This is a genomic window from Palleronia pelagia (assembly GCF_900110115.1).
GTDB lineage: Bacteria > Pseudomonadota > Alphaproteobacteria > Rhodobacterales > Rhodobacteraceae > Palleronia > Palleronia pelagia.
Map to the genome: position 1 here is coordinate 279,811 of NZ_FOCM01000005.1, position 17,541 is coordinate 297,351.

The 17,541-nt window shown below is 69.2% G+C and carries 14 protein-coding genes; 9 read left to right on the forward strand and 5 right to left on the reverse strand.

Annotated features, from left to right (window positions below):
- Nucleotides 1-3 precede the first annotated feature (3 nt).
- Both mdoH and BMX96_RS12860 read left to right on the forward strand, forming a co-directional pair.
- Nucleotides 4-1,782: a glucans biosynthesis glucosyltransferase MdoH gene (gene mdoH / locus BMX96_RS12855; RefSeq protein ID WP_236737060.1), complete on the forward strand. Its 1,779-nt coding sequence runs from the start codon at nt 4-6 to the stop codon at nt 1,780-1,782.
- Complete coding sequence (locus BMX96_RS12860; protein ID WP_236737061.1) at nt 1,779-2,633, forward strand: CE1 family esterase; 855 nt, start codon at nt 1,779-1,781, stop codon at nt 2,631-2,633. The genes mdoH and BMX96_RS12860 overlap by 4 nt, the downstream gene beginning before the upstream one ends.
- On the opposite strand, the gene BMX96_RS12865 is transcribed toward BMX96_RS12860, so the two are convergent.
- From BMX96_RS12865 to BMX96_RS12885, 5 genes are all read right to left on the reverse strand, one after another.
- Entirely contained in the window at nt 2,619-3,866 is a 1,248-nt protein-coding gene (locus tag BMX96_RS12865) for an OpgC family protein (protein ID WP_091845855.1), read from the reverse strand. The genes BMX96_RS12860 and BMX96_RS12865 overlap by 15 nt on opposite strands.
- Complete coding sequence (locus BMX96_RS12870; RefSeq protein WP_091845856.1) at nt 3,863-5,251, reverse strand: tetratricopeptide repeat protein; 1,389 nt, start codon at nt 5,249-5,251, stop codon at nt 3,863-3,865. The genes BMX96_RS12865 and BMX96_RS12870 overlap by 4 nt, the downstream gene beginning before the upstream one ends.
- 128 nt (nt 5,252-5,379) lie before the next feature.
- Complete coding sequence (locus tag BMX96_RS12875; protein ID WP_236737062.1) at nt 5,380-6,564, reverse strand: CaiB/BaiF CoA transferase family protein; 1,185 nt, start codon at nt 6,562-6,564, stop codon at nt 5,380-5,382.
- Complete coding sequence (locus BMX96_RS12880) at nt 6,548-8,167, reverse strand: thiamine pyrophosphate-binding protein (protein WP_091845858.1); 1,620 nt, start codon at nt 8,165-8,167, stop codon at nt 6,548-6,550. The genes BMX96_RS12875 and BMX96_RS12880 overlap by 17 nt, the downstream gene beginning before the upstream one ends.
- A 112-nt stretch (nt 8,168-8,279) precedes the next feature.
- Entirely contained in the window at nt 8,280-8,804 is a 525-nt protein-coding gene (locus BMX96_RS12885; RefSeq protein ID WP_091845889.1) for a hypothetical protein, read from the reverse strand.
- A gap of 200 nt (nt 8,805-9,004) precedes the next feature.
- On the opposite strand from BMX96_RS12885, the gene BMX96_RS12890 reads away from it, so the two are divergent.
- From BMX96_RS12890 to BMX96_RS12920, 7 genes are all read left to right on the forward strand, one after another.
- Nucleotides 9,005-9,538, forward strand: a complete 534-nt coding sequence (locus tag BMX96_RS12890) for a TetR/AcrR family transcriptional regulator (RefSeq protein WP_091845859.1) — start codon at nt 9,005-9,007, stop codon at nt 9,536-9,538.
- Between the two features lie 268 nt (nt 9,539-9,806).
- Nucleotides 9,807-10,718 carry a LysR family transcriptional regulator gene (locus tag BMX96_RS12895; RefSeq protein ID WP_214606849.1) on the forward strand — a complete coding sequence of 304 codons (912 nt, stop codon included), beginning with the start codon at nt 9,807-9,809 and terminating at the stop codon, nt 10,716-10,718.
- Between the two features lie 189 nt (nt 10,719-10,907).
- Nucleotides 10,908-11,918 carry a multiple monosaccharide ABC transporter substrate-binding protein gene (gene chvE, locus BMX96_RS12900; RefSeq protein WP_330220644.1) on the forward strand — a complete coding sequence of 337 codons (1,011 nt, stop codon included), beginning with the start codon at nt 10,908-10,910 and terminating at the stop codon, nt 11,916-11,918.
- 83 nt (nt 11,919-12,001) lie between these two features.
- Nucleotides 12,002-13,537: a multiple monosaccharide ABC transporter ATP-binding protein gene (gene mmsA / locus BMX96_RS12905; protein WP_091845862.1), complete on the forward strand. Its 1,536-nt coding sequence runs from the start codon at nt 12,002-12,004 to the stop codon at nt 13,535-13,537.
- Nucleotides 13,534-14,748, forward strand: a complete 1,215-nt coding sequence (gene mmsB / locus BMX96_RS12910; protein ID WP_091845863.1) for a multiple monosaccharide ABC transporter permease — start codon at nt 13,534-13,536, stop codon at nt 14,746-14,748. Before mmsA ends, mmsB begins: the two co-directional genes overlap by 4 nt.
- Before the next feature lie 77 nt (nt 14,749-14,825).
- The gene (araD, locus tag BMX96_RS12915; RefSeq protein WP_091845864.1) at nt 14,826-16,568 is read left to right on the forward strand and encodes an L-arabinonate dehydratase; all 1,743 of its coding nucleotides are present in this window, start codon (nt 14,826-14,828) and stop codon (nt 16,566-16,568) included.
- A complete protein-coding gene (locus BMX96_RS12920; protein ID WP_091845865.1) occupies nt 16,555-17,481 on the forward strand; it encodes a Gfo/Idh/MocA family protein in 927 nt (308 codons plus the stop codon). The genes araD and BMX96_RS12920 overlap by 14 nt, the downstream gene beginning before the upstream one ends.
- Nucleotides 17,482-17,541: the final 60 nt, after the last annotated feature.

Genomic DNA, 17,541 nt, shown 5'->3' on the forward strand with positions numbered 1-17,541 from the left:
ACCGTGATCCCGCCCCCCCGGCCCGACGCCACCCGCCGCGTGCGCATCGCGGCGCTGACGGGCAGCTTCTGCGTGGCCGCGCTTGCCGCCGGGCTGATGGCGGACCTGTCGCTGGCATCGGGTTTCGGCGGTTGGGACGCGGCGCGGGTGGCGCTGATCTTCGTGACCACCCTGTGGCTCGCATGGGGGGCCGCGCAGGCCCTTCTGGGCATCCCCGCGGGGCGCGCTCTCCCAACCCCGAGCCTGCCCAAGCCCACCGCGCCGACGGTCGTGCTGGTTCCCATCTGCGCCGAGGATGCCCGTGCCGTAGCCGCACGGGTCGCCGCCATGCGGGTTTCGGCCGCCGAGGCCGGCGTGTCGGTCGATTTCGCGATCCTGTCCGACACCGCGTCGCCCGACCTGCTGCGGCGCGAGGCCATGGCGTTCCATCCCCTGGTCGCCGACCGCGACACGCCCGGTCGCGTGTTCTATCGCCACCGGACCGAGCGCTACGGCCGCAAGGCCGGCAATATCGAGCATTTCGTCCGCCATTCCGGCGGGGCCTACGACTTCGCCGTCATCCTGGACGCCGACAGCCTGATGGAAGGCGCGACCATTGCGCATCTCGTGTCGCGGATGCAGGCGGCGCCCGACATGGGCCTGCTTCAGACCTTGCCGAAAGTGGTCGGCGCGCGGTCGATCTTCGGCCGCGCGATGCAGTTCTCGTCGCATTTCTACGCGCCCATCTTCGCCCGGGGCCTGTCGCGGCTGCAGGGACGCACGGGGCCGTTCTGGGGCCACAACGCCATCGTGCGGATGCAGGCGCTGGCCGATTGCTGCGGCCTGCCCGCGCTGTCGGGCCCCCCGCCCTTCGGCGGCGAGATCCTGAGCCACGACTATGTCGAGGCCGCGCTGCTGGCGCGCGGCGGCTGGCGGGTCGAGATGGATCCGACGATCCCTGGCTCGTTCGAGGAAGGACCGGACGACCTTCTGGCCTATTCGCGGCGCGACCGGCGCTGGTGCCAGGGGAACCTCCAGCACATGCGCCTTCTGCGTGCGCCGGGCCTGCGCAGCTGGAGCCGCTTCGTCTTCGCGCAGGGCATCCTGTCGTACCTGGTCTCGCTGCTCTGGGCCGGGTTCTTGGTGGCCTCGGTCGCCGCGGCGGCCACCACGCCGCCGCCCGACTATTTTCCCGCCGCGCACCAGCTGTTCCCGGTCTTCCCCGATGACACGACGCGGCAGATGGTGGCCTTGGCCCTGGGCGTCGGCGGGCTGCTGCTGATCCCCAAGCTGACGATCCTGGTGCAGGCCATCCAGACGCGGCGCAGCGCGGGCTTTGGCGGTGCCGGACGGTCCGCACTGTCGGTCGTTTCAGAGACGGCCCTGTCCACAGTGATCGCGCCGCTGCTGCTGGCCTGGCAGCTGCGCGCGGTGCTCGAGGTTTTCGCGGGCCGCGACGGCGGGTGGCCTGCCACAGACCGCGGCGCAGCGACCGTCGGGTTCCGCGCCGCCTGGGCCGCGACCGGATGGATCGTGGCACTGGGTCTGGCGGTGCTGGCCGGGGTCTTCTGGCTCTCGCCCGCGCTGACGGCGTGGCTCCTGCCCGTTGCGCTGCCGATGGTGGCGGCACCACTGGTCGTGGTGGCCACGGGCCGCCCGGCCCCGCGCGGCATTTTCATCGTCGCGGCCGAGGACGTGTCGCTGCCGCCCGTGGTCGCCGCGTTCCGCGACCGGGTCGGCACCGCCCCGCAGCCCGTGCCGCAGGATCCCGCCCCGGCCCCGCACCCCGGACGTATCGCGTGAAGCGGCGGGCCGCCTCCTCGCTGGCGGCCGCGCTACTTTGCCTTGCCGTGCCCAACGCGGCGCAGGCCGCCTGCGGGCCGGACCCCGACCCCTGCGCGATTCCGGACGGCACCTACCATCTCGAGCTGCCCGAAAGCCCCGCGCCCGGCACGCCTGCACTGATGATGCTGCACGGCTGGGGCGCCAGCGGCGAGGGCATGCTGCGCGCCCGCGGCATGGTCGATGCGGCGCTGGACCGTGGATACGCGGTCATCGCGCCGGACGGCATCCCGCGGGCCAACGGGCGCGGGTTGAGCTGGGCCTTCCACCCCGACCGCCCCGGCCCGCGGGACGAGATCGCGTTCCTGCAATCCGTGCGGGACGATGCGGCTGACCGCTTCGGCATCGCGCCCGGATCGATCCTGCTGGCGGGCTTCTCGATCGGCGGCTCGATGACCGCTTATGCCGCCTGCGCCGCGCCCGACGCCTTCACCGGCTACGCGCCGCTGGGCGGGAATTTCTGGCATCCCCTGCCCGATAGCTGCGCCGGCCCTGCGGCGATGCTGCATGTCCACGGGTGGCGCGACGGGACCGTGCCGCTCGAGGGCCGGATCCTGCGGGGCGGCTCCATGGAAGATCCGGACGTGGTCGCGCAGGGCAATGTCTGGGCGGCGATGGAGATCTGGCGCGCCACCAACGACTGCCCCGACCTTCAGCCGCGCGCCTTCCCCGAGACCGAAGGCTTCTGGCGACGGGCCTGGGAAGGATGCGCCGCACCGCTCGAGATCGCGCTGTTCGACGGCGGCCATTCGATCCCGCTCGGGTGGACGGACATGGCGCTCGACTGGTTCGAAGGGCTAGCGGACCGCTGAGCCGCCCTTGTCGCGCGGGACCCGCCAGGGCTGCGATTTCACCCACCCGACCCCGTAGGCCAGCAGGACGATCAGGGCGCAGCCCAGGATATTCGCCAAGGGCACGGTGACCGCGTCGCGCCCCGCGATGTCGAGGCCGAAGCCCGTCACCCGCGCCCAGAACATCGAGAACAGGAAGACGGCCAGCGATTGCTGCCCCACCTTGGTGATCACCGCCACCAGGCCGCCCCAAGCGCGCGCCGCGGCGCCGTCGTCCATGGGTTGCAGGCGCCGACCGCCCGGCCCAACGACCCACCAGGCCAGGTAGGCCAGCGCCAGGAAATGGACGTAGCGCAGGATGGCGAAATCGGTCTTGCTGGACAGCCCGTCGCCGCTGACGACCTGACCGCCCAGGTCGATGCTGGAATAGCGGTAGCCGACCGACGAATAGGGCACCGCGGCCACCACGACGACCACCGCCAGCGCGATCAGCCAGCCCCGCACCGGCGGCGTCGGCAGCCAGCCGCGCATCAGCGCGAAGCCGGTGAAGAACACCAACTGCCAGCCGAACGGGTTGAAGAACCACTGCCGGTCCGACCAGGGCTCGGCCGGGAAGGACAGGCCGGACCAACCTGCGGCCTCCCACCACGTGCCCTGCGCGCCCAGCCAGACCGCGACCACGGCCACCGCGACGGCCGCGGGATGCACCCGCGCCAGCGCCATCACCCCCGGGATCATCACGAGGATCACCATGTACATGGGCAGGATGTCGAAATAGTTCGGCACGTAGGTCAGCGTCATCAGCCCCACCAGCAGCGGCCCGGGCTCCTCCATGAACCGCCAAAGGTTCAGGGTGCCGATATACTCCTTGTCGAAACCGCCCCAGAGGTCGACCGCCGCGAGGAACGTGGCGCACGCCACAAACAGGCCAATATGCGCCCAGTAGACCTGCCAGACGCGGAAGCCCACGCGCACCGCGCCCAACGCCCAGCCCGCCCGGTCGAACACCGCGCCGAAGGCGATGGCCGACGCCATCCCCGAGCAGAAGACGAAGATCTCGGTCGCGTCGGAGAAGCCCCAGCGCGCGGGGATCCACGACGAGAAGGCGTTCCCCGGCGTGTGGGCGATGAAGATGATGAACATCGCGATGCCGCGATAGAAATCCAGCCGCGGGTCACGGGTGCGCGCGGCGGGTTGCGCCACGCCCGCGCCGTGCAGGCGGCGGCCGGTCAAGGCATCTACGGTCACGCTCATCTGGTGGCGCCGATCCTTTCTGCCGCCAAGGTCTTCTGCGCCGCGCCGCGCGCGGTGGCGATCAGTTCACGCCGGGCGATTGCGAAACCGTCGTCGCGCCCCGCGCGCCGGGCGCGGCGGTCTTCGAGGATCGACTCGGCCTCGACCACATAGCCCGCGCGCAGGCCGCAGTCGATGCAGAGCCTTTCGAACACGTCGCGCTGCGCGTGGCTGCCGCCCGCCCGCTGCATCTGTCCGCGCGCGGCGGCGAGGTTCAGGAAGGCGGTGCCGTAGTCCCCGGCGCCGAAGGCTTCGAGCCCGCGCGCCGCCGACAGGCCGGGCCGCGCCATGCGCCGGGCCACGTCGTCGCTGCCCTGCCGTGCCTGCGCCTCCATCCGGCGCAGCATCGCATGCGCCGGGGCCTGCCGCCCGTCGCCCACCAGCGCCATGAGGTAATGCAGGTCGGCGAAGATCAGGCAACCATCCTCGCAGCGGGCTTGCGACAGCTCGGCCAGCTCGGACCAGCGCCCGCCCACGTCGACGCCTTCAAGCTCCAGCCGCAACAGCAGCGACGCGGCGTTCGAGATGTCGCGGTAGTCGTCGGTCCGCTGGGACCGGATCTGGTGATCGTAGAGCGACAGGACCGCGTCGATGCGGCCCACGTCCAGCAGCAGCAACGCCTTGTGCCACCACACGTGGAAACGAAAATTGTTGCAGTGGGCCCAGGCATCCTCGCGCCCGTCCAGCCAGTGCAACCCGTCATTGGACCGCCCGGTCATGTCGTGCACGTGGGTCACCGCGTGCAGCCCCCAGGCATCGTCCCGCGTATGCTCGAGCGCGGCGGTGCCCGACCGCTCGGCCGCCGCGTAGTCGCCGGTCTCTTCCAGCGCGAAGGCGCGGCAGCCCAGGAAATAGCCGTGGGCCGCATGGTCGGCGCCATAGGCCGGCGCCAGGTTTTCGAGCGCGGTCCGCATGCCCCGCGCGTCACCGAGCACGAAGCGCAGCGCGTGGTCCAGCTTCATGGCCAGGGCATCCCCGGGCGCGTGGCGCAAATGGCGGGTGAGAATATCGGCGGCTTCGACCATCCGGCCCGAAAGACACGCGACGAGCGTGGCGATCAGCGCGTTGGTGCGCGGGTCGGGCGTGCCCCCCTCCCGCGCCAGCCGTTGGGCCGTATCCCGCGCCAGCCGCGCCTGTTCCATCATCTCGCGCCGGCCCAGCAATGCCAGGAACAGGCCCTTGGTCGCGTGCCCCAGCGCGAAATCCGGCGCGGCGGCCAGGCAGTCGGCCAGCCGGTCGGCCGTGGCGGCGCCATGGGCCATGAACCCGCGCAGCGCGTCGTTCCAGGCGTCCAGCGCCCGCTCGTCTGGAAGATCCACGTCCTGTCCGAACAGATCCTGTCGCATGGCCGGCCCTTTCGCTTGGCAGCGCCGATCGGGTGGCGCCACGCCCAATCAAACGCAGGAACGCGCCGTTGGCTGCGTCATTTCGCCGGTGTGACGGGGTTGTGAGCCGCCGTGACGCGGAATTCCGCTCAGCCGCCCAGTATTTCGTCGGTATCGGCCCCGAGCCGCGGCGGCGGTCGGCGGTAAGTCACCGGCGTCGCCGACATTTTGAGCGGGTTGCCGATCAGCCGGACCTGTCCCGGCGCGGTGGCGGGGTGCGCCATCTCGACCGTCATGCCCCGCGCCTGCGCCTGGTCCGAGCCGAACGCCGCGGCAAGGTCCTGCACGGGGCCGACGGTGACGCCGATCTCCTCCATTCCGGCGATCACTTCGACCGTGGCGCGCCCCCTCAGGGCCGGCACCAGCACCGCGTCCAGCGCGTCGCGGTTCTCCAGCCGCGCGGGATTTGTGGCAAAGCGCGGATCGCCCGGCAAGTCACCATGCCCCAGCCACCCTGCGAAACGCGCGAACTGGGCGTTGTTACCCACCGCGACGATCACGTGGCCATCCGCGGTCTCATAGACGCCGTAGGGCATGATGTTGGGATGCGCATTGCCGCGCCGCTTCGGCACCTCGCCCGAGGTCAGATAATTGACGCCCTCGTTGATGGTCCACGCCATCTGGCTGTCGACCAGCGACAGGTCGATGCGCTGGCCCTGGCCCGTGCGGTCGCGATGGCGCAGCGCCGCGAGGATGCCGACGCAGGCATACATCCCGCACATCACGTCGGTGATGCCGACGCCGACCTTCATCGGCGGACCGTCGGGCGCCCCGGTCAGCGACATCATCCCGCCATAGCCCTGTGCCATGATGTCGTAGCCGGGCTTGTCGCGGTTGGGTCCGGTCTGCCCGAACCCGGTGACCGAGCAATACACCAGCCCAGGATGCGCGGCGCAGAGCGTGTCGGCATCCAGACCGTAGCGCGCGAGACCGCCTGGGCGGAAATTCTCGACGACCACATCCGCCCGCGCGGCCAGATCGCGGACCCGCGCCTGATCCTCGGGGCTGCGCAGGTCGGCAATCACCGAGTACTTGTTGCGGTTGGCGCACATGAAATAGGCCGCCAGGTCACTGTTCCCGCCATCCCGCGGCGCCACGTAGGGCGGCCCCCAGGTGCGGGTATCGTCGCCGCCCGCCGGGTTCTCGATCTTGATCACCTTTGCCCCAAGGTCCCCCAGCAGCTGCGTGCAGGTCGGCCCCGCCAGGATCCGCGTCAGGTCGAGCACCGTCACGCCCTCGAGCGCGCCTGGCATGGGGTCAGATGCGTCCGTCATAGGCGCCCCTTTCGATGTCGGCGGCGATAAGTGTGAAACCGTCATGGGTTCGGGCCTCGGCCAGGGCGGCGCGCAGGGCCGCGCGGCTGCCGACCCGGTGCCCCGCCCCGCCGAAGGCCCGCGCAACGGCGGCGAAGTCGTGCCGTGCGAAATCCACGCCGGAATTGGCCAGCTGTCGCTGCCGTTGCTTCAGCTCGATCAGCGCGAGGCTCGCGTCGACGAACACGACAACGATCACCGGCAGACCGGTCTCGGCCAGCGTCGCCAGTTCGCCCGCGCCCATCAAGAGGCCCCCGTCGCCGGTGAAGGCCACGACCGTGCGCTCGGGCGCGGCAATCTTGGCGCCCATGGCCAGCGGCAGCGCGCAGCCCATGGTGCACAGCCCCGAGGATTGCAGCAGCCGGCGCGGCGCCTCGCAGCGCCACATCTGGCTCAGCAGGATCCGATGCGCGCCCGAATCTACCGTGGCGATGGTGCCGGGCGGAAGCGCGGCGCGGCACTCGGCGATCACGGCGGCCGGGCCCCAGTCCTCGTCTTCCGGGAACGCCCTGTCCAGCGCCGTTCTGGCGTCCTCGATGGCCCCGTCGGCCCAGACCGGCTTGGCGGCCAGCCCATCGGTCAGGGCCCGCAGGCCGGCGCCCGTGTCGCAGGTGAAGCTCAGCGTCGCCTGGTGCATGTAGTGGTGGTTGGGCGCCGCCGCGATCTCGACCACGTTCTGGCGGGACGGGTCCCAGATCTCGCGCCAGCCCGGCCGCATCTCGATCGGGTCATAGCCCGCCAGCAGGATGGTGTCGGCCGATTGCAGCAGCGGCACGAGGACCTTGTCGGCCCTGGGCGACAGGCCCGCGCCCCCCAGGCTGAGCGCGTTGTGTTCGCTCAGCACGCCCTTGGCCTTGTAGCTGGTGACGACCGGCCATCCCAGCCGGGCCGCCGCGCGGGCAAGATCGTCGGCGGCCCCGTCGTTCAGCAGGTCCAGGCCGGCGACGATGACCGGACGCTCGGCCGCGTCCAGCATGGCGCGCGCCCGGTCAAGGTCGGGGCCGGCCGGGGCGACGGGGCCTGCCGGCACGCGCCTGCGGCGGGCGGGCCCTGCGGGTGCGTCTGCCACCGCGATGGGCACGTCGATCAGGACCGGGCCGGGCCGCCCCTCGGTGGCGGCGGCCACGGCCTTGTCGGCGATGGTGTCGGCCTCGTCCGCGGACAGTGTGAAGGTTGCCTTGGTCACCGGCGCGAAGACCGCGCGATGGTCCAGCACCTGGTGGGTATAGGTCTCGGCGGCCTCCGCATCGACACAGCCGGTCAGCACGATCAGCGGCACACGCTCCTGCCAGGCATTGGCGACGGTGTTGACGGCGTTCAGCGCCCCCGGCCCCACCGTTGCCACCAGCACGCCGGGCGCGCCGTCCATGTGGTGCCCGCCTTCGGCCATGAAGCCGCCCGCGTTCTCGTGCGCGACCAGGTGGAAGGCGATCCCGGCCCCCTTGAGCGCGTCGAGGATCGTCAGAACCTCGCCGCCGGGCATGCCGAAGGCGCGGCGGCACCCGGCCTCGGCCAGACGTTGGGCCAGCGCATCTGCGGCGCGGGGCGGATCATGCGGCGTCATCCCGGGAATTGATACAGTCCGCGTCGCAGCCCACAAGTCACGGCTGCGTCACGGCACTGAAACGCCGGGCCGCTGTGGGCGACCCGGCGCGCGACGATCGCTCGGTCCCGGCTCACGCGGGCTGGGCCACGGGCTTGGGCGCCGTGCGCTCCATCAGGCGCAGCGTCGCGACCAGCGCGATGCCGTAGGCCACGTGACCGACCAGCGCGACCCAGGTGATGCCGGTGAAGTTCAGGAAGAAAGGCAGCCCGGCGATGGCGGTGATGCCGCCGATGGCGAAGATCCACAGGCCGAAACCGTAGACCGCCGATGCCGCGAGCCAGCCGCCCTTGCCGCCGGTGACCGCCGCCCAGGCGGGGCGGAAGACGAACAGCCAGCCGATGGGATAGCCAATCAGCCCGACCAGGTAGAAATGGACGAAGTACCCCGCGAAGTCGCCGTTGGGCAGGCCGAACGTCCCCAGAAGGCTGCGGGCCAGCCCGTGCGGCGACAGGTTGGCGAAGCCGAGGCCGGGGCTGAGGATCTGGCCCCAGAAGTCGAACACCATCGAGGCGACCATCCCGGCCAGGACCAGGCGGCCCGCGACATCGATGGACGGGGTGGGCAGGGAAACGCGATCAACCGAAGAATACGACATCTGAAATTCCTTCTCTGTTGCGCCCGGCAGCCTGCGGGCATGTGCGGTGCGACCGCCAATCGCGGCGCCGATGCCCAAGCGATATGCCATTGGGAACCATTCGGTCAATAAACCCAGCGTCACTTGTTCGTGACTTATTGACCATTCGGTTCCCAATGTTACGTATGGACCGAGCAGGCACGGAAAACGGAAAGACGGGCATGGGCAGACCACGGGAATTCGACAGCGAAAAGGCCATCGACGCCGCGCTCGATGTGTTCTGGCGCGAGGGCTACGACGGCGCCGGTCTGGCCGACCTGCTGGACGCCATGGGCATCCAGCGCGGGTCGCTCTACAAGGCCTACGGCTCGAAGAAGGGGCTGTTCCTCGCCGCGCTGGACCGCTACCGCGAGGTCTATGTCGCGCCGGGCGCCGTCTGGCTGGCCGAGGGCCCGGGCAGCGGGCTGGACCGGATCACGCAGGCCATGCGCAGCTCGCCCGCGCGCAACCTCGGCCGGGGCTGCTTCCTGTGCAACGCGGCCGCAGGGCCCGCCGCCGACGACCCCGAGATCACGGTGACGGTGAACGCCCAGCTGGACCTTTTGCGCACCGGCTTCCGGGCCGCACTGGCCCAGGATCGAACGGACGCCGCGCCCGAGGCCGTGGCGACCGAGGCCGACCGCCTGACCCGCGAATACATGGGCCGCCAGGTCAGCGCCCGCAGCGCCTGGGAGACGCCGACCACCAGCGGCTGATCGCCCGGCGTCCCCTGCCCCGCCGCGGCCATCGCCCCTCGGACTCGGCGCTCCCGGCGCCTTTCGGAAGCGGAGGCACCATGACCACTTCACCCTGGGACATGGCAACCACCCGCTATCATAACGTGTTTGGTATATTAGCCCTTGCGAAGAAAGCGTGCCGCTTCATAGGCTTGCGCGACCTTCCCGACGCGAGAGCCAGATGCCCCCGTCCACCGAACACTCCCGCAGCAACTCGTTCAACGTCCTGATCCGGCGCGGGGTGAAAATGACCCACCTCCAGCTTGTCGCCGCAATCGCCGAGACCGGGCAGGTTTTGTCGGCGGCCGAGAAGGTCGGCATGACCCAGCCGGCGGCGTCGCGCCTTCTGGCTCAGTTGGAAAAGGCGGTGGGCGCGCCGATCTTCCGCCGCCACCTGCGCGGTGTGAAGTTGACCGAGGTGGGCGAGATCCTTGCCAAGGGGGCGACGCGGATGCTCTCGGATCTCGACCTGACGCAGGAACGGATCGACCAGACCCTGCAAGGCGCTCACGGAGCCGTGCGCATCGGCTCGGTCACGGGACCGTCGATGCAATGGCTGCTGCCGACCGTGCGGGACCTGCGCGCCGATTTCCCGCAGATCGAACTGACTGTGCACGTGGACACCTCGGTCAAGCTGGCCGACGCGCTGCTGTCGCGCGAACTGGATTTCTTCCTTGGCCGCGTTCCAGACGGAGTCGACTCGCGCCCTTTCCGGTTCGAGCCGGTCAGCGAAGAACCCATCGCACTGGTGGTGCGGCGCGGCCATCCCCTGGCGGGACGCACCGACCTGACGCTCGACGATTGCCTGGACTTCGACTGGGTCATGCAACCCCCTGGCGGGCTGCTGCGCCAGACGACCGAGAACTACCTGATTTCACACGGCGTCCGCCTGCCCGAACGGACGCTTGGCACCACCTCGACGCTGTTCACCCTGGCTCTGATTCACGACACCGACGCCATCGCCCCCCTCGCCCGCGCGGTGGCCGAGTTCTACGTGCGCGAGACGCGCATCGGTGGCCGGGTCGACATGCTCGACGTGGCGCCCGACCTCCGGGTCAAGACCTATGGCCTGGTCCGGCGGGTCGAGGACGAGGCGACGCCGGCGGCCGAACGGGTGATCCGGCAGCTGATGGAGCGCGCGCCCAGGCCGACCGAGTAACTTACCAATATTGGTATAATCACTCGCGGTTTTTGAATTTGCCGGCATAGCAATCTTCCGCGACGGTTCGATTGCGGCAAAGACCGTGACAAGAACGCAGCCCGCTCGTCCGGAGCTGCTTCAAGGGAGGAAGACATGACATTCACACGACGCGCCCTTGGCGCGACCGCTCTGGCGACCCTGATCGCCATGCCCGCCTTTGCGCAGGACATGGGCACCATCGGCATCGCGATGCCCACGAAATCCTCGGCCCGCTGGATCTCGGACGGCGAAAGCATGGTCGCCCAGTTCGAGGAAGCCGGCTACGAAACGAACCTGCAATACGCCGAAGACGACATTCCCAACCAACTGGCGCAGATCGAGAACATGATCACCACCGGCGTCGACGCGCTGGTGATCGCGGCCATCGACGGCACCACCCTGACCAACGCGCTGGCCAACGCCGCCGCGATGGACATCCCCGTGGTCGCCTATGACCGCCTGATCCGCGATTCGGGCGACGTGGACTACTACGCCACCTTCGACAACTTCCAGGTCGGCGTGCAGCAGGCCACGAACCTCGTGAACGGCCTGAAAGAGCGGTTCCCGGATGCGGAGACCTGGAACGTCGAGCTGTTCGGCGGCAGCCCGGACGACAACAACGCCTATTTCTTCTACAATGGCGCGATGAGCGTGCTGCAACCGCTGATCGACGATGGCAGCATCAACATCGTGTCGGGCCAGATGGGTATGGACACGGTGGGCACGCTGCGCTGGGACGGCTCGGTCGCCCAGGCGCGTATGGATAACCTGCTGTCGGCCAACTACACCGACCAGCGCGTGCACGGCGTCCTGTCGCCCTATGACGGGCTGTCCATCGGCATCATCTCGTCACTGCGCGGCGTCGGCTACGGCTCGGGCGACATGGAGATGCCCATCGTCACCGGCCAGGACGCCGAGATCCCGTCGATCAAGGCGATCAAGCGCGGCGAGCAGTATTCGACCATCTTCAAGGACACTCGCGAACTGGCGCGCGTGACCGTGGGCATGGTCGACGCGCTGCTTCAGGGCGGCGAGCCCGAGATCAACGACACCGAGACCTACGACAACGGCGTGAAGGTCGTGCCCTCCTACCTGCTGGAGCCGGTGCCGGTGACCGAGGAGAACATCACCGAGGTGCTGGTCGACTCGGGCTATTACGACGCCTCCGAGATCGAGTGAATCCTGAAGTGACCGCGCCCCCGCGCGCGGCCACGTCTGCCCCCGGCGCCATGCCGGGGGCCTTTCCACGCAAGGGGCGCGCCATGCCGACGATTCTCGAAATGCGCGACATCACCAAGGAATTCCCGGGGGTGAAGGCGCTCGACCGGGTGAACCTCAGCGTCGAGCGGGGTGAGATCCACGCCCTCGTGGGCGAGAACGGCGCGGGCAAGTCGACGCTGATGAAGGTGCTGTCGGGCGTCTACCCGCACGGCTCTTACGAGGGCGAGATCGTCTTCGACGGCGCGCCACAGTCCTTCCGCACCATTCGCGACAGCGAGGCGGTGGGCATCGCCATCATCCACCAGGAGCTGGCGCTTGTCCCGCTTCTGTCGGTGGCCGAGAACATCTTCCTGGGCAACGAACGCGCCTCGGGCGGCATCATCGACTGGCGCGAGACGGAAGCCCGCGCCGCCGAGCTGCTGGAGCGCGTGGGCCTGAAGGAAAATCCGAAGACGCCCGTGGGCGACCTGGGCCTGGGCAAGCAACAGCTGGTCGAGATCGCCAAGGCCCTGTCGAAGGACGTGCGCCTTCTGATCCTGGACGAGCCGACATCGTCGCTGAACGAACAGGACAGCGAGAAGCTGCTCGCCCTTCTGACCGAGTTCCGCCGCCAGGGCGTGACCTCGATCCTGATCAGCCACAAGCTGAACGAAATTTCGCGCGTCGCCGACACGATCACCGTCTTGCGCGACGGGTCCACCGTGGCGCGGCTCGACTGCAAGGACGGCATCAGCGAGGATGACATCATCCGCGACATGGTGGGCCGGTCGCTGGACGACCGCTATCCGCCGCGCGACCCCGAGATCAGCGACCAGGTGGCGCTGGAGGTCGCGAACTGGACCGTGCACCACCCCATCGACGCCGAACGGATCGTGGTGCGCGACGTGTCCTTCCACGTGAAGAAGGGCGAGGTCGTGGGCATCGCCGGCCTGATGGGCGCGGGCCGGACCGAGCTTGCCATGAGCCTGTTCGGCCGCTCCTACGGGCGCGACATCTCGGGCAGTGCGAAGATCAATGGCCAGCCCGCCGACCTGTCGAGCGTGCGGTCCGCGATCAACGCGGGCCTTGCCTACGCGACCGAGGACCGCAAGACCTATGGCCTCGTGCTCGATGACACGATCCGGCGCAACATCTCGATGGCCAAGCTCGACGCGGTGGCCGACGGGATCGTGCTGAACCGCGCGCGCGAGACGGAAGTGGCCGAACGTTACCGCAAGCGGCTGAACATCAAGTCCTCCTCCATCGAGCAGGAGACGGTGAACCTGTCGGGCGGCAACCAGCAGAAGGTCGTGCTGTCCAAGTGGCTGTTCGCCGATCCCGACATCCTGATCCTCGATGAACCCACGCGCGGCATCGATGTCGGCGCGAAATTCGAGATCTACACGGTGATCCGCGACCTTGCGAAACAGGGCAAGGCCATCGTCGTGATATCGTCCGAGATGCCCGAGCTTCTGGGCATCACCGACCGGCTCTACGTCATGAACGAGGGCCGCTTCGTGGGCGAGATGCCCACCGACGAGGCCAGCCAGGAGAAGATCATGGCCCGCATCATCAAGTCAGGGGAGCCCGCGACATGAGCGACACGACCGAGCGCGGTATCGAGGCCGACGCACCGGCCGGGGAACAGGCCAAGGCAAGCTGGCGCTTCCTCAAGGGGCACCTGCGCGAATACGGCATCCTTTTCGCGCTGATCGCCATCATGGCGTTCTTCCAGGTCGCCACCGGGGGCATCCTGCTGCGGCCCGTGAACCTGACGAACCTTATCCTCCAGAACTCCTACATCATCATCATGGCCGTCGGCATGCTGCTGGTGATCGTCGCGGGGCATATCGACCTGTCGGTCGGCTCGGTCCTGGGCTTCATCGGGGCGCTTGCCGCGGTGATGATCGTGAACTGGGACATGCATTACCTTCTGGCGGGGATACTCTGCCTTGCGGCGGGCGCGCTGATCGGGGCCGCTCAGGGCTTCTGGGTGGCCTATTTCCGCATACCGTCCTTCATCGTGACGCTGGCCGGGATGCTCGTGTTCAAGGGCCTGACGCTGTGGCTACTGGCCGGCCAGTCGGTCGGCCCCTTCCCGCGCGAATTCCAGCTGATCTCGTCGGGCTTCATCGCCGACCCGTTCGGCATGGACGGCTTCAACCTGTTGTCGCTGCTGATCGGCATCGGGGTCGCCACGATCCTCGCGGGGCTGGCGATCCGCAACCGGCAGGCGCAGGCCCGGACCGGCGCACCGTCCGAGCCCTTCGCCTTCTTCGCCGCCAAGACCGCGCTGATCTTCTTCGGCATCATCTGGATGAGCTGGCTGATGGCCGATTTCCGCGGCCTGCCCAACGTGTTCATCGTCATGGCGCTGCTGATCGCGGTCTATTCCTTCATCACCAGCCGCACGACCATCGGGCGCCGCATCTACGCCATCGGCGGCAACGAAAAGGCCGCGTCGCTGTCGGGCATCAACGCCCAGCGGCTGACCTTCCTGACCTTCGCCAACATGGGGATGCTGGCCGCCCTGGCGGGTCTCGTCTTCGCGGCGCGCCTGAACACCGCGACGCCCAAGGCCGGCGCGACCTTCGAGCTTGACGTGATCGCGGCCGTCTTCATCGGCGGCGCGTCCATGGCGGGCGGCGTCGGCACTGTCGTCGGCGCGGTGATCGGCGCCTTCATCATGGGCGTGATGAACAACGGCATGTCGATCCTCGGGATCGGCATCGACTACCAGCAGGTCATCAAGGGACTCGTGCTGCTGGCCGCCGTGATCTTCGACGTCATGAACAAGAAAAAGGGCTGAGCCTTTGGCCATCACGCCCCTAGCGACCCGGCGCGTCCGCGCCGGGCGGACCGCCCTGCCCTTCTCCGGAGATCGCCATGCCGTTTGAACCCGCCGAGTGGCCCCGCAAGCTGCGCAGCCAGGAATGGTACGGCGGCACCAGCCGCGACAACATCTACCACCGCGGCTGGCTGAAGAACCAGGGCTACCCCCACGACCTGTTCGACGGGCGGCCGGTCATCGGCATTCTTAACACCTGGTCGGACCTGACGCCCTGCAACGGCCACCTGCGCGAACTGGCCGAGAAGGTGAAGGCGGGCATCTGGGAGGCCGGTGGCTTCCCGCTGGAGGTGCCGGTCTTCTCGGCGTCCGAAAACACGTTCCGCCCCACGGCGATGATGTACCGGAACCTCGCCGCCATGGCGGTGGAGGAGACGATGCGCGCCCAGCCCATCGACGGCGCGGTGCTGCTGGTGGGCTGCGACAAGACCACGCCGTCGCTGATGATGGGCGCGGCCTCGACCGACATCCCGTCCATCGTCGTCACCGGTGGGCCGATGCTGAACGGCTGGTTCCGGGGCGAGCGCGTGGGCTCGGGCACCGCGCTGTGGCAGATGAGCGAGGACATCAAGGCCGGCAAGATGACCCAGGAAGAGTTCCTGGAAGCCGAGCAGGCCATGAGCCGGTCGTCGGGCACCTGCAACACGATGGGCACCGCGAGCACGATGGCCAGCATGGCCGAGGCGTTGGGCATGGCGCTGTCGGGCAACGCCGCGATCCCCGCAGTGGACGCGCGCCGGCGGGTCATGGCGCAGCTGTCGGGGCGTCGCATCGTGCAGATGGTGAAGGACGACCTGAAGCCCTCGAACGTGCTGACCAAGGAGGCGTTCGAGAACGCGATCCGCACCAACGGGGCCATTGGCGGGTCGACAAACGCGGTCGTGCACCTGCTGGCGCTGGCCGGGCGCGTCGGGGTCGACGTGACGCTCGACGACTGGGACCGGCTGGGCCGCGACGTGCCGACCATCGTGAACCTGATGCCGTCCGGCAAGTACCTGATGGAGGAGTTCTTCTACGCCGGCGGCCTGCCCGTGGTGCTCAAGCGTCTCGGCGAGGCCGGGATGCTCAACAAGGACGCGCTGACCGTCTCGGGCGGGCCGGTCTGGGACGAGGTGAAGGACGCAGTCAACTGGAACGAGGACGTGATCCGACCCGCCGACAAGGCGCTGACCGCCTCGGGAGGCATCGCAGTACTGCGCGGCAACCTCGCCCCCGATGGCGCGGTGCTGAAGCCCTCGGCGGCGTCCGAGCACCTGATGAAACATCGCGGTCGCGCGGTCGTCTTCGAGGATATCGACGACTACAAGGCCCGGATCGGCGACGACGATCTCGACATCGACGAGACCTGCGTGATGGTGCAGAAGAACTGCGGGCCGAAGGGCTATCCCGGCATGTCCGAAGTGGGCAACATGGGCCTGCCGCCCAAGGTCCTGAAGAAGGGCATCACCGACATGGTCCGCATCTCGGACGCGCGCATGTCGGGGACCGCCTATGGCACGGTCGTGCTGCACACCGCCCCCGAGGCGGCGGTGGGCGGGCCGCTGGCCGTCGTGCGCTCGGGCGACATGATCGAGCTCGACGTGCCCGCGCGGCGGCTGCATCTCGATATCAGCGACGAGGAGCTCGCCCAGCGCTTGGCCGCGTGGTCGTCCAGCGTCGACGTCCCGTCGGGCGGCTACGCCAAGTTGTTCCACGACCATGTGGAGGGCGCGGATACGGGCGCGGATTTCGACTTCCTGCGCGGCTGCCGGGGATCGGAGGTGCCGCGTGACAGTCACTGACATCGCGCTGGTCGGCATCGGCAAGATCGCCCGCGACCAGCACATCCCGGCGATCTCGGCCGACCCGGCCTTCCGCCTTGCCGCCACGGTCAGCCGGTCGGGCGGCGTCGACGGGGTCGAGAACCACGCCGACCTGCCCGCCCTGCTGGCGGCGCGGCCCGATATCCCGGCGGTCTCGCTCACCATGCCGCCGGTGCCGCGCTACGCCGCCGCCACGGCCGCCATCGCCGCGGGCCGCCACGTCATGCTGGAAAAGCCGCCCGGTGCCTCGCTCGCCGAGGTGCTGAAGCTGGACCGTCAGGCACGGGCCCGGGGCGTCACGCTTTTCGCGACCTGGCACAGCCGCCACGCAGAGGCCGCCGACGCGGCCCGCGACTGGCTGGCGGACAAGGCCATCCGGTCGGTGCGCATCGACTGGAAGGAGGATGTGCGCAAGTGGCACCCGGGCCAGGACTGGATCTGGCAGCCCGGCGGGCTGGGCGTATTCGATCCCGGCATCAACGCCCTGTCGCTTGTCACGAAGATCCTGCCGGTCCAACTGCACCTGACCGAGGCCACCCTGTCCTTCCCCGAGAACCGCGCCGCCCCCATCGCCGCGGCGCTGGCCTTCGCGGGCCCGGACGGGCTGAGCGCCGAAGCCGCGTTCGACTGGCGGCAGGACGGCGGCGAAGTCTGGCAAATCGAGATCGGGACCGATGCCGGGACGCTGACGCTTGTCGAAGGGGGCGCGCGCCTGATGATCGACGGCACCGAACAGACGGTCGAGGCCCCGGGCGAGTACCCTAGCCTCTATCGTCGTTTTGCAGAATTGATCGAGCAGGGTGAGAGCGACGTGGATCCCGAGCCGCTGATCCACGTGGCCGACGCCTTCATGCTGGGCGGGCGCGAGACCGTCGCCGCTTTCAACGACTGATGGAAATGCGCGGCAGGCAGGACAGCTGCAAAGGAGCCGCCGCCGGTCCCCGCGCCCGTT

Coding starts and splice junctions, on each gene's coding strand:
- BMX96_RS12865 (WP_091845855.1), bottom strand. CDS start 3,866: ATGAGCGTGACCGTAGATGCCTTGACCGGCCGCCGCCTGCACGGCGCG.
- BMX96_RS12870 (WP_091845856.1), bottom strand. CDS start 5,251: ATGCGACAGGATCTGTTCGGACAGGACGTGGATCTTCCAGACGAGCGG.
- BMX96_RS12875 (WP_236737062.1), bottom strand. CDS start 6,564: ATGACGGACGCATCTGACCCCATGCCAGGCGCGCTCGAGGGCGTGACG.
- BMX96_RS12880 (WP_091845858.1), bottom strand. CDS start 8,167: ATGACGCCGCATGATCCGCCCCGCGCCGCAGATGCGCTGGCCCAACGT.
- BMX96_RS12885 (WP_091845889.1), bottom strand. CDS start 8,804: ATGTCGTATTCTTCGGTTGATCGCGTTTCCCTGCCCACCCCGTCCATC.
- BMX96_RS12890 (WP_091845859.1), top strand. CDS start 9,005: ATGGGCAGACCACGGGAATTCGACAGCGAAAAGGCCATCGACGCCGCG.
- BMX96_RS12895 (WP_214606849.1), top strand. CDS start 9,807: ATGACCCACCTCCAGCTTGTCGCCGCAATCGCCGAGACCGGGCAGGTT.
- chvE (WP_330220644.1), top strand. CDS start 10,908: ATGCCCGCCTTTGCGCAGGACATGGGCACCATCGGCATCGCGATGCCC.
- mmsA (WP_091845862.1), top strand. CDS start 12,002: ATGCCGACGATTCTCGAAATGCGCGACATCACCAAGGAATTCCCGGGG.
- mmsB (WP_091845863.1), top strand. CDS start 13,534: ATGAGCGACACGACCGAGCGCGGTATCGAGGCCGACGCACCGGCCGGG.
- araD (WP_091845864.1), top strand. CDS start 14,826: ATGCCGTTTGAACCCGCCGAGTGGCCCCGCAAGCTGCGCAGCCAGGAA.